The sequence below is a fragment of the Sphingobium sp. TomMM7A genome, from assembly GCF_055397305.1.
This window is the reverse complement of sequence record NZ_AP027311.1, coordinates 41,868-55,893: the sequence shown is the minus strand read 5'-3', so window position 1 is coordinate 55,893 and position 14,026 is coordinate 41,868. Positions and strand designations below refer to the sequence as shown.

Here is a 14,026-nt window from a genome sequence, read left to right as displayed (position 1 = left end):
TGCTATAGTGGGCGCGGGCATGAGCGACACCGAATCCTACAGCTACGCCAAGGCTGGCGTCGATATCGCAGCGGGCAACGCACTGGTCCGCGCCATCGCCCCCTTGGCCAAGGCAACCCGCCGTCCTGGCGCTGATGCTGAACTCGGCGGCTTTGGCGGCTTCTTCGACCTGAAGGCCGCTGGCTATGACGACCCGCTGCTGGTCGCGGCCAATGACGGCGTCGGCACGAAGCTCAAGCTCGCCATCGACCATGACCGCCATGATGGCGTGGGCATCGACCTTGTCGCCATGTGCGCCAACGACCTCATCGTCCAGGGCGCCGAGCCGCTCTTCTTCCTCGACTATTATGCCACCGGCAAGCTGGAGAGCGGCGTCGCCGAACGCGTGATCGCTGGCATAGCCGAAGGCTGCAAGCAAGCTGGATGTGCCCTCATCGGTGGCGAAACCGCTGAAATGCCGGGCATGTATGCTGCCGGAGACTATGACCTCGCCGGATTCTGCGTCGGCGCGGTTGAACGCAGCAAGGCGCTCACCGGCAACAAGGTGAAGGCAGGCGATATCCTCCTCGGCCTCACCTCCTCGGGCGTCCACTCCAACGGCTTCTCGCTCGTCCGCCGCCTCGCCGCAGACAAGGGCTGGAAGCTCGACCGACCGGCGATCTTCGACAATGAAATACTGCTGATCGACGCGCTGATGGCCCCGACCCGCATCTATGTGAAGCCGCTGCTTCCTTTGGTGCGCGGCGGCAAGATCAACGCGCTCGCCCATATCACCGGAGGCGGCCTCCTCGAAAACATCCCTCGCGTCCTGCCCGAAGGCTGTCATGCCGTGGTCGACGCCGACGGCTGGGAGCAGCCCCCCCTGATGGCCTTCCTGCAAGCGCAGGGCCATATCGAACCGGAAGAAATGACCCGCACCTTCAACTGCGGCGTCGGCATGGTGCTCGCGGTGGACGCTGACGCGGCGGACAGCGTGACCGCCGAACTGGAAGCCGCGGGCGAAACCGTCGTCCGCGTCGGCGTGGTCGAAGCTGGCGAAAAAGGCTGCACCGTCAAGGGAAGCCAGGAGACCTGGAGCGCCAAGGCCGACTGGACCGCCACGCATCTGGGTTAGATCAAAGTGTCGAGATAAGAAAGCCGTTCGCCCTGAGCTTGTCGAAGGGCTTCACTTTTCTTCAAGAAAGAGCAGGGCTTCGACATTCGAACGAGGCAAGTGACTCGTTGAACAGCTGAACGGGGATGATATGACAAAGGCCAAAGTCGGCATCCTGATTTCCGGGCGAGGGTCCAACATGGCGGCGCTGCTCTACGCCGCCAAGCACCCATCCTGCCCCTATGAGATCGTCCTGGTCGCCGCCAACGACCCGCAAGCCGCTGGCCTCACCCTCGCCCAAGCGGAAGGAATCCCCACCTTCGCCCAAAGCCACAAGGGGCTAAAACGCGCCGAGTTCGACCAGATCATCGACGCAGAATTGCACAAGGCAGGCGCGGACTATGTCGCCCTCGCCGGCTACATGCGCCTGCTCTCCCCCGAATTCGTCGCAGGCTGGGAAGACCGGATGCTCAACATCCACCCCAGCCTCCTCCCCAAATATAAGGGCCTCGACACCCACCAAAAGGCGCTCGACGCGGGCGACAGCCATGCGGGCTGCTCCGTTCATGTCGTCACCAGCGAACTGGACGACGGCCCGGTGCTGGCGCAGACGGAGGTCGCCATCCTCCCCGGCGACACCGCCGACAGCCTAGCCGCCCGCATCCTGATCGCCGAGCATCAACTCTACTCCCGCACCCTCGCTGATTTCGTCACCCGCGAGCGCCAGCCCGAATGGCTGCTCGCCAAGGTCCGCGAACGCGCCCTCGCCCTTCCCCAGGCGGATGAGGTAACGTCCCACGGCATGCCCTGCTTCGGCATCGAAAAAGGCAAGAAATTCGCCTATTTCAGCCATGATCATCATGGCGACGGCATCACTGCCCTGCTCGTCAAGACCACAGCGCCCGAAGAACAGGCGATGCTGATCGACAGCGACCCCGCCCGCTATTTCCGCCCCGCCTATTTCGGCGACGGCTGGGTCGGCATCCGCCTCGACCTTGGCGACACCGACTGGGATCATATTGACGACCGGCTGGCAAAAAGCTGGCGGGAAATAGCGCCCAGGAAGCTCATGGGCCTGATGGACGTAGCTGACGAGTTTTGAAAGCACCCTGTTCCTGCGCAGGCAGGAACAGGTGACTTTCATTTTCAGCCATTCCACTCCACATAAGCCGCCATGACCGACAGCTTCGCCCCCGCCCCCATGCCCGCGATCGAGATCACCAACCTCACCAAAGTCTATGCGGGCGGCAAGCGCGCGCTCGACAATATCAGCCTCACCATCCCGCGCGGTCAGATTTACGGCCTGCTCGGCCCCAATGGCGCGGGCAAGTCGACGACGATCAACATCCTCGCCGGCCTCGTCAACAAGACCAGCGGCACGGCGAAAATCTGGGGTTTCGACATCGACCAGAACCCCCGCAATGCCAAGAACAGCATTGGCATCGTGCCGCAGGAAATCGTCTTCGACCCCTTCTTCACGCCGTTCGAGACGCTGGAGAATCAGGCGGGCTATTATGGCGTGCCAAAGGAGCGCCGCCGCTCGATGGAACTGCTGCGCGCTGTCCATCTGGAGGACAAGGCGAACGCCTATGCCCGCACCCTGTCGGGCGGCATGAAGCGCCGCTTGCTTGTGGCAAAGGCGATGGTCCATTCGCCGCCGATCCTCGTGCTCGACGAACCGACTGCAGGCGTGGATGTCCAGCTTCGCCAGCAGCTCTGGGCCTATGTCCGCGAACTTAACGCGCAGGGCGTGACCATCGTCCTCACCACCCATTATCTCGAGGAAGCCGAAGAGCTGTGCGACCGCATCGGCATCATCAACCATGGCCGACTGATCACCGACAAGCCGACCCGTGAACTGATCGCCATGGCGCAGGAAAAGGTCGTGCAGGTGACGGTCGATCGCGACATCACCGCCGCGCCGGACGCTCCGTGTTTCGAGAAGGTAGAACTGTCCGACCCGCGCACGCTGACCATCACTTACATGAAGGACCGCGCCAACGCCGGGCAGGTCTTAAGCGCCGTCCAGGCCAGCGGCCTCTCGATCGTGGACGTCGTCACGCGAGACCCTGACTTGGAGGATGTCTTCCTCCACCTGACGGCAGCGGCGTGACAGGGGGCATGCCTGTTCCCCCTCCCGCTGGCGGGAGGGGGTTAGGGGGTGGGCCTGCGCAACCTTTCCAAAACAGAAACACCGCCCGAGCAAAGCAACTCCGCAACACCGTCCCGACTCCCGAACGACTATTGTGGCAACAACTCCGCGCCCGCAAACTCGGCCACAAATTCAGCCGCCAGATACCGATAGGTCCTTACTTCGCCGATTTCCTGTGTCGTGAACTGAACCTCATCATCGAGATCGACGGCGAAACCCATGATCATCGCGCTGCCTATGACAATCGCCGAGAAGATTACTGCCTCACCCGAGGCTATCAAATCTTGCGCTTTTCCAATGCCGATGTGATGAAAAATCTTGAAGGCGTCATAACGCACATCCAGACCACCCTTGCGCAGGCCCACCCCCGGCCCCTCCCGCAAGCGGGAGGGGAGCAGTAGAAGTAATGCCCACCACCACCCACGACGTCGTCATCATCGGCTCCGGCGCGGCCGGTCTCACCGCCGCCATCAACCTGGCGCAAGACCGCAAGGTCATCGTCCTCGCCAAAGCCGCCCTCGACAGCGGCTCGACCAACTGGGCGCAGGGCGGCATCGCCGCCGTCCTCGACGGCGGGGACAGTTTCGAAGCTCATGTCAACGACACCATGGTCGCAGGCGCAGGCCTCAACAATCGCGAAACGGTCGAGTTGGTCGTATCCGAAGCCCCCGCCGCCATCGAAAGGCTGGCGAAACTCGGCGTCCCCTTCAACGGCGGCGAGGAATTTGGCGAACGCTGGCACCTGACGCGGGAGGGCGGGCACAGCCACCGCCGCATCGTCCACGTCGACGACGCCACCGGCCACGCCGTACAGGTCGCGCTCCTGAAGGCCGCCCGCGCCAATCCCAACATCACCCTGCTGGAGGATATGGTCGCCATCGACCTCATCACATCCCGCCATGGCGAGCGCTACTCTGGCGACGGTCATGTCTGGGGCGTCTACGCCTTCAACAAGCGGACCAAGCATGTCGATGCGCTGCTAGGGAAAGCGACGATCCTCTGCACCGGCGGCGCGGGCCGCACCTATCTCTTCTCCACCGCCCCGCGCGGCGCGACCGGCGACGGCATCGCCATGGCGTGGCGCGCGGGCTGCCGCGTCTCCAACATGGAGATGAACCAGTTCCACCCGACCTGCCTCTATAATCTGGAGGTCAAGAATTTCCTGATCACCGAAGCGGTGCGCGGCGAAGGCGGCCATCTGAAGCTCCCCCCCGGCGTCCCAGGCGGCGGCGAGCGCTTCATGCCCCGCTTCGACCCCCGCGCCGAACTCGCCCCGCGCGATGTCGTAGCCCGCGCCATCGACCATGAGATCAAGCGGCTCGGCCTCGACTATGTCCATCTCGACATCAGTCACAAGGAACCGGAGTTCGTCAGGCACCACTTCCCGACCATCTACGCCCGGCTGCTCGATCTCGACATCGACATCACCAAGGAACCGATCCCGGTCGTCCCGGCGCAGCATTATACCTGCGGCGGTGTCATCATCGATCTGGACGGCCGCACCGACATGCCCGGCCTCTACGCCGCTGGCGAAGTCACCGAAAGCGGCCTCCACGGCGCCAACCGTCTGGCCTCCAACTCCCTGCTCGAATGTTTCGTGTTCGGCGAGACGGCGGCTCGGCACATCCGCGCCCATTGGGACGATCTGCCCGCGCCCCCGCCAATCCGGCCATGGGACGAAAGCCGCGTCACCAATTCCGATGAAGAGGTCATCGTCCAGCACAACTGGAAGGAAATCCGCCGCTTCATGTGGGACTATGTCGGCATCGTCCGCACCACCAAGCGGCTGGAGCGCGCGCAGCATCGCATCGACCTGCTCGCCAAGGAAGTGGACGAATATTACGGCCATTTCCGCGTGACGCCCGACCTCATCGAACTACGCAACCTGCTGGAAGTCGCCCGTCTGGTCGTCCGCTCAGCGCTCCGCCGCAAGGAAAGCCGGGGCCTGCACTACACGCTGGACTATCCGGACATGCTGCCTGAGGCCGTGGACACGGTGCTCGCGCCCTGACGGTGGGCGGCTCAACTGGACAGGAATTGCTTCACCGCCGCGCTGAACCGCGCGGGCTGATCCGCCATGATAACATGGCCGCCCGGCCCGATCGGCGTCAGCGTCAAATCCTTCTTGGCAGCATAGGCCGCGCGAAAGTTTCGACCGATCTGCGCCGCCTGACTGGCATTGGCCCCGGTGGCGTAAACAACGTCCATGGGTACGCTGATCCGGCCAAGCTGCGGCCCAAGGTCGATATTGGCGAGGTCGCGAAGGGCATTGGCAATGACGTCCGGGTCACTCCCCCTGGCACCGGGAGCTTGCGCCAATATCTGCGCAAGGTAGCTCCGCCCTGCCTTGGTTCCCGTGAAATATTGGCTGAGTTGGTCGGCAAGATAGCCCATGCCGCGCGCGGTGCCGCCCACCATGGCCCCGCCGTCGGGCAGCATATCGACCACCATCAATCGGCCCGCCACGCCCTTCAGCCCCAGCATCATCGCCAGCGTACCGCCCATGGAATGTCCCACGACCGCTGGCCGCCGCAGCCCTACCGAACTGATGTAGCGCGCAATCTCATCCGCCAGCGGCTGGATCAGGGGGCCGCTCACATTGGCATCGGCCGCCAATCCCGCAAAGCCACGCACATGGACAAGGTGCCAGCGATAGCCCGGCAAAGCCGCCATCAGGCCGTTCCACAGCCCCGGGCCGCTCGCCAAACCCGCTATCAATATCACGTCGCGTCCGGTGCCCCGAACGGTCACGGCGATCCTGCGCGACGCGAACGGAGCAGCCATAGCCGTGCTGCCGAACATCAGCGCGCCCGCCACAGCCGCGCCGCCCAGCAGGAGCATTCGCCGGTCCAAAACCCCTATGTTCATCTCGCCTCCATCCCCGGTCGCGGCTTAACCTTAACTGAGCGCAAGAAGCATTCCGTTCAGACTCCTTACATCGCAATTGTGGAATCATTCGTCGCATGAACCTTGTCAGTCGGAAGGCTCGCGCCACCAAGAGAGGTAGGGAGAGCGCGGGGACGCAGATGAAGAATGGAAATGACGGGCGCGACACGCGTCCTTATGGCGGTTCGGCCCGTCTTGTCTTGTTGATGGCGGCGCTTTCGGCTTGTGTCAGCGCACCTGTGGAACCTCATGCGCGCGCCACGCCGCGGGTGCAGCCGACGACATCGACCTTTCCGATCAAGCCTGTCGCCAATCCGCCAAAACCTTTCCAGGCGCTGGACGTCGATCAACGCGAAACGCCGCCCCCCGCTCTCGTCAGCGTCGTTCGTAACCTGGGCCAGAGCTTCAGCGGAAAAGTCGGCATCGCCGTTCGCCGCATCGGCAGCGACTGGACGGTCGCGTGGAATGGCAACTCGCTTTTCCCGCAGCAGAGCGTGTCGAAGCTCTGGGTATCGATGACGTTCCTCGACGCGGTGGATCGCGGCAAGATTCGCCTGTCTGATTCGGCGACGATCACGCGGAAAGACCTGACCCTGTTCCACCAGCCAAGTGCTGCGCTGGTGGGCAACAGCGGATGGACGACGACCTATTCCGACCTGATGCGCCGCGCGATGACGCAAAGCGACAATACGGCGAACGACACCCTGCTGCGCGCGGTTGGCGGGCCGGAGGCTGTGCGATCCTATCTGTCACGGCGCTACATCAAGGATATCCGCTTCGGGCCGGGCGAACGGTTGTTGCAGGCGACGACCGCGGGTCTGGAGTGGCGGCAGGATTATTCGATCGGCCGCAATTTCTACGCGGCTCGTGCCAAGCTGCCGATGGCCGCGCGAGCGAAGGCGCTCGACAATTATCTCGCCAGCCCGCCTGATGGAGCCGCGCCCTCTTCGATCGTGCATGCGCTGGCCAAGCTCAAGGAAGGCAGCATGCTGTCCCCCGCTTCGGCCCAATTGCTGATGTCCATCATGAGCGAAGCCAAGACCGGGCCGCAGCGTATCAAGGGCGGGGTGCCCGCTGGCTGGCATTATCTGCACAAGACCGGGACCGGGCAGGAACTAGGCGCTCGCTCGACCGGCTTCAACGACGTCGGCATCATGACGGCGCCAGACGGGACAAGCTATGCGGTCGCGGTAATGATCGGCAGCACGACCGAATCGATCCCGACGCGCTGGCAACTCATGCAGGCGGTGGCAAAGGCCGTGGCCGCGAACCACGAAAAGCGATAACGCCGCCTTAGCGATCAAGCATCCTGTCGAGCGCGGCGGCAATCGCCGTCATGCCCGGCAGCGTGGGATGATAGGGCGCGCCGACCGGCTTGCCGCCTTGCACCGGATAACCGTCCATCCACGGGTCCGGTGCACAGACGTCGTGACCGACGGTAAGGCGCGAGGCCGCAAGAATGGATGAGCCGGTATCCCGCGCCACGCGCGCCGTCAGCGCGGCCAGCCGTTTCGCCATGGCCCGCGCCATCTCCGCATCTTGAGGAGAAACCGGCGTGGCAGCGCAAAGGCCTTTCCCCGGAAGCACCACAGGATAATCGACCCATATCAACTTGGCCTTGGGCGCGCGCTGCCGCACTTCGGCCGCGATATGGCGGAGCGCTGCGTCCAGCGCCGTCCATCTTTCTTCTTTGGGCGCCAGGGTGGGCGGACAGCGAGCCCCGCTTGCCGCATTCACCTGACGGCAGGACGCCCCCATCAGACCCCCGATATAGCCCACGTCATTGCCGCCAATGGTGATGGTGACGAGCCGCGTTTCCTCCGTCAGTGCTTCGATCTGCGGGCGGATGCCTGCCCAACCGTCGAGTACGCCGCCGGTCGTCGCCCCGCTGCAACTGACATCGACCAGCTCCAGCCCGCGCCGCTTTGCAAGCTGCTGCGCATAGTTGTTTGCGGAGCGGGCGCACATGGCCGGTTTGCTGTTCGCGGATGGCGCAATGCCCGGCCCTGCGGCGAAGGAACTGCCCATCGCCACATAGACCGATCCCGGAGCAATGCCGCCATCGTGCCGAACGCTCTGGTCATGCGCGCAGCCGGTGACGGCAGCGACCAACCCCAGCAGGAGAAAGCGAGGGAAGGAAGTTCGGGAAAAACGCCGCATCGGCCCTTGCTCCTCAATCCAGATTTGGCCGCAGCCAACGCTCCGCGGTTTCCAGGTCAATCCCGCGCCGCTGCGCATAATCTTCCAGCTGGTCCCGGCCGACGCGCGCAACGCCGAAATATTCGGCCTGCGCGTGACCGAAGTAGAAGCCGCTGACCGCCGCCGTGGGCAGCATGGCAAAGCTCTCCGTCAATGTGATGCCCGTAGCATGATGCGCGTCCAGCATGTCGAACAGCAACGGCTTCAGGCTGTGCTCGGGACAGGCAGGATAGCCGGGCGCCGGGCGGATACCGCGATATTGCTCGCGGATCAGCGCCTCGTTGGTCAGCTGCTCGCCTTCCGCATAGCCCCACAGTGCGGTGCGGACATAATGGTGCAGCCGCTCGGCAAAGGCTTCGGCCAGCCGGTCAGCCAGCGCCTTCAGAAGAATGTCCGAATAATCGTCGATCGCAGCCTTGAAGCGGGCAAGGTGCGGTTCGATGCCATGGATCGACACGGCAAAGCCGCCCATCCAGTCGCCATTGGGACTGATGAAGTCGGCCAGGCACATGTTCGCCCGGCCCTCCCGCTTGGCGATCTGCTGGCGCAGCATCGGCAGCGTGACATGCTTCTCATCCTCGACATGGACGATGATGTCATCCCCCTCGCGGCGGCAGGGCCACAGGCCCACGACCCCGCGCGCCGTCAGCCACTTCTCGCTGACGATGCGCTCCAACATCTTCTGCGCGTCGTTGAACAGGCTGGTCGCGCTTTCGCCGACGACCTTGTCCTCAAGGATCGCGGGATAATTGCCCGCCAGTTCCCACGCACGGAAGAAGGGCGTCCAGTCGATATAGTTGATCAGGTCCTTTAGGTCCCAATCAGGGAAGCTGTGGATACCCGGCAGCAGCGGACGGGGCGCCTTCAGCGCCTCATCCATCTCGAATGCGTTGGCTCGGGCGTCCTCGATCGACAGCAGCTGGCTCTGCCCCTTGCCTTCGCGCGCCTTGCGGACATGCTCATAATCGTCCTTGGTCTTCTGGACGAAATCGGCCTTCTGCGTTTCAGACACGAGCGCCGTCGCCACGCCCACCGCGCGGCTGGCGTCCAGCACATGGACGACCGGCCCCGTGAAAGCCGGATCGATGCGCAGCGCGGTATGCACGCGCGAAGTCGTCGCCCCGCCGATCAGCAGCGGCATGGTCATGTTGGCGCGCTGCATTTCCTGCGCCACCGTCACCATCTCATCGAGCGAGGGGGTGATGAGGCCGGAAAGCCCGATCATGTCCGCATCATTCTCATTCGCGGCCTTGATGATGTCCTGCCACGGCACCATCACGCCCATGTCGATCACTTCAAAGCCGTTGCACTGGAGCACGACGCCGACGATATTCTTGCCGATGTCATGAACGTCGCCCTTGACCGTCGCCATGATGATCCGGCCCTTGCCCTTCGCGCCCGGTTCCTTCGACGCTTCGATGAAGGGCAGCAGATGCGCCACCGCCTTCTTCATGACGCGCGCGGATTTCACCACCTGCGGCAGGAACATCTTGCCCGCGCCGAACAGGTCGCCCACGACATTCATGCCGTCCATCAACGGCCCTTCGATCACCTCGATCGGCTTCACGGCGGCCAGGCGGGCCTCTTCCGTATCCTCGACCACATACATGTCGATGCCCTTGACCAGCGCATGCTCCAGCCGCTTGGCGACCGGCCAGCCGCGCCATTCCTCGGCCGCCTTTTCGGACGCAGCATCCTTGCCCTTGAAGCTTTCGGCCAGTTCCACCAGCCGATCGCCCGCCTCGGGATCGCTGTTCAGCAGCACATCCTCGCACGCCTTGCGCAGCGCCGGGTCGATGGCGTCATAGACGTCCAACTGCCCCGCATTGACGATCGCCATGTCCAGACCCGCCGGAATGGCGTGGTAGAGGAACACGCTGTGCATCGCCCGCCGCACCGGCTCATTGCCGCGGAAGGAAAAGCTGAAGTTCGAAAGGCCGCCAGAAATATGGACATGCGGGCAGCGCTTCTTGATCTCGCGGCAGGCCTCGATGAAGTCGACGCCGTAATTATTATGCTCCTCGATCCCCGTCGCCACCGCGAAAATATTGGGGTCGAAGATGATGTCCTCCGGCGGAAAGCCCATGGTCATCAGCAACTTGTAAGCGCGCTCGCAAATTTCGACCTTGCGCGCCTGCGTGTCCGCCTGCCCCGTCTCGTCGAAGGCCATGACGACTACCGCCGCGCCATAGGCCATGCAGAGGCGGGCATGATGCAGGAAAGCCTCCTCGCCTTCCTTCATGCTGATCGAGTTCACGATCGGCTTGCCCGAAACGCATTTCAGCCCCGCCTCGATCACTTCCCATTTGGAGCTGTCGATCATCACCGGCACGCGGCTGATGTCCGGTTCCGACGTCATGAGCTTCAGGAAGGTCGTCATCGCCTCGACCGCGTCGAGCAACCCCTCGTCCATGTTCACATCGACGATCTGCGCGCCATTCTCCACCTGATCGCGGGCGATATCGATGGCGGCGGCATAGTCGCCCGCCATGATCAGCTTCTTGAACTTGGCCGATCCGGTGACGTTGGTGCGCTCACCAATGTTGACGAAAGTGGCGGAGGATTGGGTCATTGTCTGAACCTTCTCCCTCTCCCCTTCAGGGGAGAGGGCCGGGGAGAGGGGAATGCGAGGAGAGGCCGCCTTTACAGGCCCCTCTCCCTAACCCTCTCCCCTAAAGGAGAGAGGGAATTTTGATCTACGCCGCGATGTGCATGGGCTCCAGCCCGGCAAGCCGCGTCACTACCGGCAACTCAGGCACCACCCGAGGCTTATGCCCCGCCAGCGCCTTCGCCACAGCACCAATATGCGCAGGCGTGGTGCCGCAGCAACCGCCGACCATGTTTACCAAGCCTTCATCCACCCACTGGCGGATCAGGCTCGCCGTCGTCTCCGGCAACTCATCATACTGCCCCAACTCATTGGGCAGGCCCGCATTGGGATAGGCCAAAATCAGCGTATCGGCATTCTTCGCCAGCTCGCTCAAATAAGGCCGCAGCAAATCCGCCCCAAAGGCGCAATTCACCCCGATGGTCAGCGGCTTCAAATGCCGCAGCGAATACCAGAAGGCGTTGATCGTATGCCCCGACAGGTTGCGCCCCGACATATCGGTAATGGTAAAGCTCAGCATCAACGGCACAGGCCGCCCCGCCGCCGCCTCGGCCTCCCGCGCCGCCATGCCCGCCGCCTTGGCGTTCAGCGTGTCGAAGCAGGTCTCGACCAGCAGGAAATCCACCCCGCCCTCGATCAACGCATCGCACTGCTCGCGATAGTCGGCCTTCAGCGTGTCATAATCGACCTCGCGATAGGCCGGATCATTGACGTCCGGCGAGATCGACAAAGTCTTATTCGTCGGCCCGATCGATCCCGCCACGAAACGCGGCCGCCCATCCTTCGCCGTTGCCGCCTCGCACGCCTTGCGCGCAATCCGCGCGGCGGCGATGTTGATCTCCCGCACCAGATGCTCGCAGCCATAATCGGCCATCGCGATCTTGGTGGAGCTGAAGGTGTTCGTCTCGATCATGTCCGCCCCGGCATCGAGATAGGCGGTGTGAATACCCTCGACGATGTCAGGCCGCGTCAGGCACAGAAGGTCGTTATTCCCCTTCTGATCCTTCGCCAGGCCGAGCGACCCGCGATAATCCGCCTCGGTCAGCCCGTGCTTCTGGATCGACGTTCCATAGCCGCCGTCGAATATCATGATCTTCTCCGCTGCCACGGCGCGGAAGCGTTCCTCGGCGGTCATGCCGTCTTCTCCAGTTGCGGGCGGAGGCCGAGCAGATGACAGATCGCATAGCTCAATTCCGCCCGGTTGAGCGTATAGAAATGAAAGTCGCGCACCCCGCCCGCATAGAGCTTGCGGCACAGCTCCGCCGCCAACGTCGCGGACACCAGCTGCCGCGCGGCGGGCAGATCATCCAGCCCCTCGAACAATTTGCCCATCCAGCCCGGCACGTCAGTGTTGCACATGGCCGACATGCGCTGGACAGCCGCGAAATTGCTCACCGGCATGATGCCCGGAATGATGTCCGCTGTAATGCCAGCAGCCGCCACCGTGTCACGAAAGCGGAAGAAGGTTTCCGGTTCGAAGAAGAATTGCGTGATCGCTCGGCTAGCACCCGCGTCCAGCTTGCGCTTCAAATTGTCGATGTCGCTCTGCGCGCAGGACGCATCCGGGTGCGTCTCCGGATAGGCCGCTACCGAAATCTCGAACGGGTGACGCTTGCGCAAGCCTTCGACCAGCTCGGCCGCGCCCTTATACCCTTCAGGATGCGGCTGAAACTTCGTGCCCGCTTCCGGCGGATCACCGCGCAGGGCCACGATATGGCGCACACCCGCCTCCCAATAGGCGTCCGCCACCTCGTCGATCTCGGCCTTGCTCGCCGCGACACAGGTCAGGTGGGCGGCAGCCGACAACGGCGTTTCCTTCGCGATCCGCGCCACCGTATTGTGCGTCCGCTCCCGCGTAGATCCGCCAGCGCCATAAGTCACCGACACGAACTTGGGCGCCAGCGGCGTCAACGTCTCGATCGCCGACCACAGCTGCTCTTCCATCTTCTCCGTCTTGGGCGGGAAGAATTCGAAGCTCACATTCAGATCGCCCGCCAGATCGGCGTAGAGCGGCGCTTGCCAAGCCCGCGCGGCCTCTTCGACGGATGGAAAGCTCAGGGTCATAGGGAAACTCGTCCTTCGATGGGCAGGATTCGCGCGCCCCGGCGGCGGCCCAGCCATAATACTACCGTCAATTCCTGGCCGGGCAGCACCTCCACCCGCTCCAGCTCCAAACCTGCGTCCGCAAACCAGCTTTCGATCTGCGCGTCCGAAAAGCCGAGCCGCGCATGTTGATCGCGCAGCCGCAACTCTTCCCGTTCATGCGCCGCGAAATCGGCGATCAGCACCCGACCTCCAGCCTCGGTGACGCGCGCCGCTTCCGCAATCACCGCTTCGGGCGCCTGCGCATAATGCAGAACCTGATGCAGAACCACGGTGTCCACGCTGCCCGGCTCCAGCGGCAGCGCCCCGAAGTCGCCCAGCACCAACGCATATTTGTCACCTGCATCGGCAGGCAGCTTGGCCCGCGCCAGCCGCAACATATCGGGGCTGCGGTCAAGCGCGGTAACCTGATCCGCCGAGCGCCCGAACAACTCGATCATCCTGCCCGTACCCGTGCCGATATCGAGCAGATGGCCGATGGTTTCAGCACTCAAAAGCGCGGTCATGGCCGCTTCGACATCCACATCGGGCACGTGCAGCGACCGGATCGCGTCCCATTCCTCGGCATGTTCCGCAAAATAGCTTTCCGCCGCCCGTGACCGATCCGCACGGACCGCCGCCAGCCGGGCAAGGTCGGCCTTCTGCCACAGATCTTCGCTTTCCGACGGCACCAGCTGATCGAACAGCGTCAGGAAAGGCGCCATGGCCTCGCCCCTGACCAGCCGCAGGAAAACCCAATTGCCTTCCTTGCGCCGTTCGACCAGACCCGCCTCCGCAAGGATACGGACATGGCGGGACACGCGCGGCTGGCTCTGCCCCACGACCTGCGCGATCTCACCGACCGCAAGCTCCATGGCGCGCAGAAGATAGATGATGCGCAGCCGCGTCGGATCGCCAAGGGCGCGGAATATGTCGATTGCAGCGCTCATGGGCACATCATATAAAGAAATCTTTATATACGTCAATGGCCCTGCCGCCCTTCAAA

General features: G+C 63.4%; 12 protein-coding genes. 6 read left to right on the top strand and 6 right to left on the bottom strand.

What is annotated here, in order from left to right; translation table 11 throughout:
* Positions 1-19: 19 nt before the first annotated feature.
* From purM to nadB, 5 genes are all read left to right on the top strand, one after another.
* Positions 20-1,114 carry a phosphoribosylformylglycinamidine cyclo-ligase gene (gene purM, locus ACZ5ZH_RS00280; protein WP_464771794.1) on the top strand — a complete coding sequence of 365 codons (1,095 nt, stop codon included), beginning with the start codon at positions 20-22 and terminating at the stop codon, positions 1,112-1,114.
* Positions 1,115-1,244: 130 nt separating this feature from the next.
* Entirely contained in the window at positions 1,245-2,195 is a 951-nt protein-coding gene (gene purN, locus ACZ5ZH_RS00275) for a phosphoribosylglycinamide formyltransferase (protein WP_464771793.1), read from the top strand.
* Positions 2,196-2,267: 72 nt separating this feature from the next.
* Positions 2,268-3,206 (top strand): ABC transporter ATP-binding protein, encoded by a 939-nt coding sequence (locus tag ACZ5ZH_RS00270; RefSeq protein ID WP_464771792.1) that lies wholly within the window; start codon positions 2,268-2,270, stop codon positions 3,204-3,206.
* An 8-nt stretch (positions 3,207-3,214) separates the two neighbouring features.
* Complete coding sequence (locus ACZ5ZH_RS00265; RefSeq protein ID WP_464771791.1) at positions 3,215-3,646, top strand: endonuclease domain-containing protein; 432 nt, start codon at positions 3,215-3,217, stop codon at positions 3,644-3,646.
* Positions 3,647-3,651: 5 nt separating this feature from the next.
* Entirely contained in the window at positions 3,652-5,256 is a 1,605-nt protein-coding gene (gene nadB / locus ACZ5ZH_RS00260; RefSeq protein ID WP_464771790.1) for an L-aspartate oxidase, read from the top strand.
* 11 nt (positions 5,257-5,267) lie between these two features.
* Here nadB and ACZ5ZH_RS00255 read toward each other — a convergent pair whose 3' ends face one another.
* Positions 5,268-6,113, bottom strand: a complete 846-nt coding sequence (locus tag ACZ5ZH_RS00255) for an alpha/beta fold hydrolase (RefSeq protein WP_464771789.1) — start codon at positions 6,111-6,113, stop codon at positions 5,268-5,270.
* Between the two features lie 158 nt (positions 6,114-6,271).
* Here ACZ5ZH_RS00255 and ACZ5ZH_RS00250 point away from each other — a divergent pair, with 158 nt between their 5' ends.
* The gene (locus tag ACZ5ZH_RS00250; RefSeq protein WP_464771788.1) at positions 6,272-7,417 is read left to right on the top strand and encodes a serine hydrolase; all 1,146 of its coding nucleotides are present in this window, start codon (positions 6,272-6,274) and stop codon (positions 7,415-7,417) included.
* A 7-nt stretch (positions 7,418-7,424) separates the two neighbouring features.
* On the opposite strand, the gene ACZ5ZH_RS00245 is transcribed toward ACZ5ZH_RS00250, so the two are convergent.
* From ACZ5ZH_RS00245 to ACZ5ZH_RS00225, 5 genes are all read right to left on the bottom strand, one after another.
* Complete coding sequence (locus tag ACZ5ZH_RS00245; protein ID WP_464771787.1) at positions 7,425-8,291, bottom strand: SGNH/GDSL hydrolase family protein; 867 nt, start codon at positions 8,289-8,291, stop codon at positions 7,425-7,427.
* 13 nt (positions 8,292-8,304) lie between these two features.
* Entirely contained in the window at positions 8,305-10,902 is a 2,598-nt protein-coding gene (gene metH / locus ACZ5ZH_RS00240; protein ID WP_464771786.1) for a methionine synthase, read from the bottom strand.
* Between the two features lie 124 nt (positions 10,903-11,026).
* Positions 11,027-12,073: a homocysteine S-methyltransferase family protein gene (locus tag ACZ5ZH_RS00235; RefSeq protein ID WP_449471037.1), complete on the bottom strand. Its 1,047-nt coding sequence runs from the start codon at positions 12,071-12,073 to the stop codon at positions 11,027-11,029.
* Positions 12,070-13,002, bottom strand: a complete 933-nt coding sequence (gene metF / locus ACZ5ZH_RS00230) for a methylenetetrahydrofolate reductase (RefSeq protein ID WP_464771785.1) — start codon at positions 13,000-13,002, stop codon at positions 12,070-12,072. The genes ACZ5ZH_RS00235 and metF overlap by 4 nt, the downstream gene beginning before the upstream one ends.
* Positions 12,999-13,970 carry an ArsR/SmtB family transcription factor gene (locus ACZ5ZH_RS00225; RefSeq protein ID WP_464771784.1) on the bottom strand — a complete coding sequence of 324 codons (972 nt, stop codon included), beginning with the start codon at positions 13,968-13,970 and terminating at the stop codon, positions 12,999-13,001. Before ACZ5ZH_RS00225 ends, metF begins: the two co-directional genes overlap by 4 nt.
* Between the last annotated feature and the right edge of the window lie 56 nt (positions 13,971-14,026).

Coding starts and splice junctions, on each gene's coding strand:
- purM (WP_464771794.1), top strand. CDS start 20: ATGAGCGACACCGAATCCTACAGCTACGCCAAGGCTGGCGTCGATATC.
- purN (WP_464771793.1), top strand. CDS start 1,245: ATGACAAAGGCCAAAGTCGGCATCCTGATTTCCGGGCGAGGGTCCAAC.
- ACZ5ZH_RS00270 (WP_464771792.1), top strand. CDS start 2,268: ATGACCGACAGCTTCGCCCCCGCCCCCATGCCCGCGATCGAGATCACC.
- ACZ5ZH_RS00265 (WP_464771791.1), top strand. CDS start 3,215: ATGCCTGTTCCCCCTCCCGCTGGCGGGAGGGGGTTAGGGGGTGGGCCT.
- nadB (WP_464771790.1), top strand. CDS start 3,652: ATGCCCACCACCACCCACGACGTCGTCATCATCGGCTCCGGCGCGGCC.
- ACZ5ZH_RS00255 (WP_464771789.1), bottom strand. CDS start 6,113: ATGAACATAGGGGTTTTGGACCGGCGAATGCTCCTGCTGGGCGGCGCG.
- ACZ5ZH_RS00250 (WP_464771788.1), top strand. CDS start 6,272: ATGAAGAATGGAAATGACGGGCGCGACACGCGTCCTTATGGCGGTTCG.
- ACZ5ZH_RS00245 (WP_464771787.1), bottom strand. CDS start 8,291: ATGCGGCGTTTTTCCCGAACTTCCTTCCCTCGCTTTCTCCTGCTGGGG.
- metH (WP_464771786.1), bottom strand. CDS start 10,902: ATGACCCAATCCTCCGCCACTTTCGTCAACATTGGTGAGCGCACCAAC.
- ACZ5ZH_RS00235 (WP_449471037.1), bottom strand. CDS start 12,073: ATGACCGCCGAGGAACGCTTCCGCGCCGTGGCAGCGGAGAAGATCATG.
- metF (WP_464771785.1), bottom strand. CDS start 13,002: ATGACCCTGAGCTTTCCATCCGTCGAAGAGGCCGCGCGGGCTTGGCAA.
- ACZ5ZH_RS00225 (WP_464771784.1), bottom strand. CDS start 13,970: ATGAGCGCTGCAATCGACATATTCCGCGCCCTTGGCGATCCGACGCGG.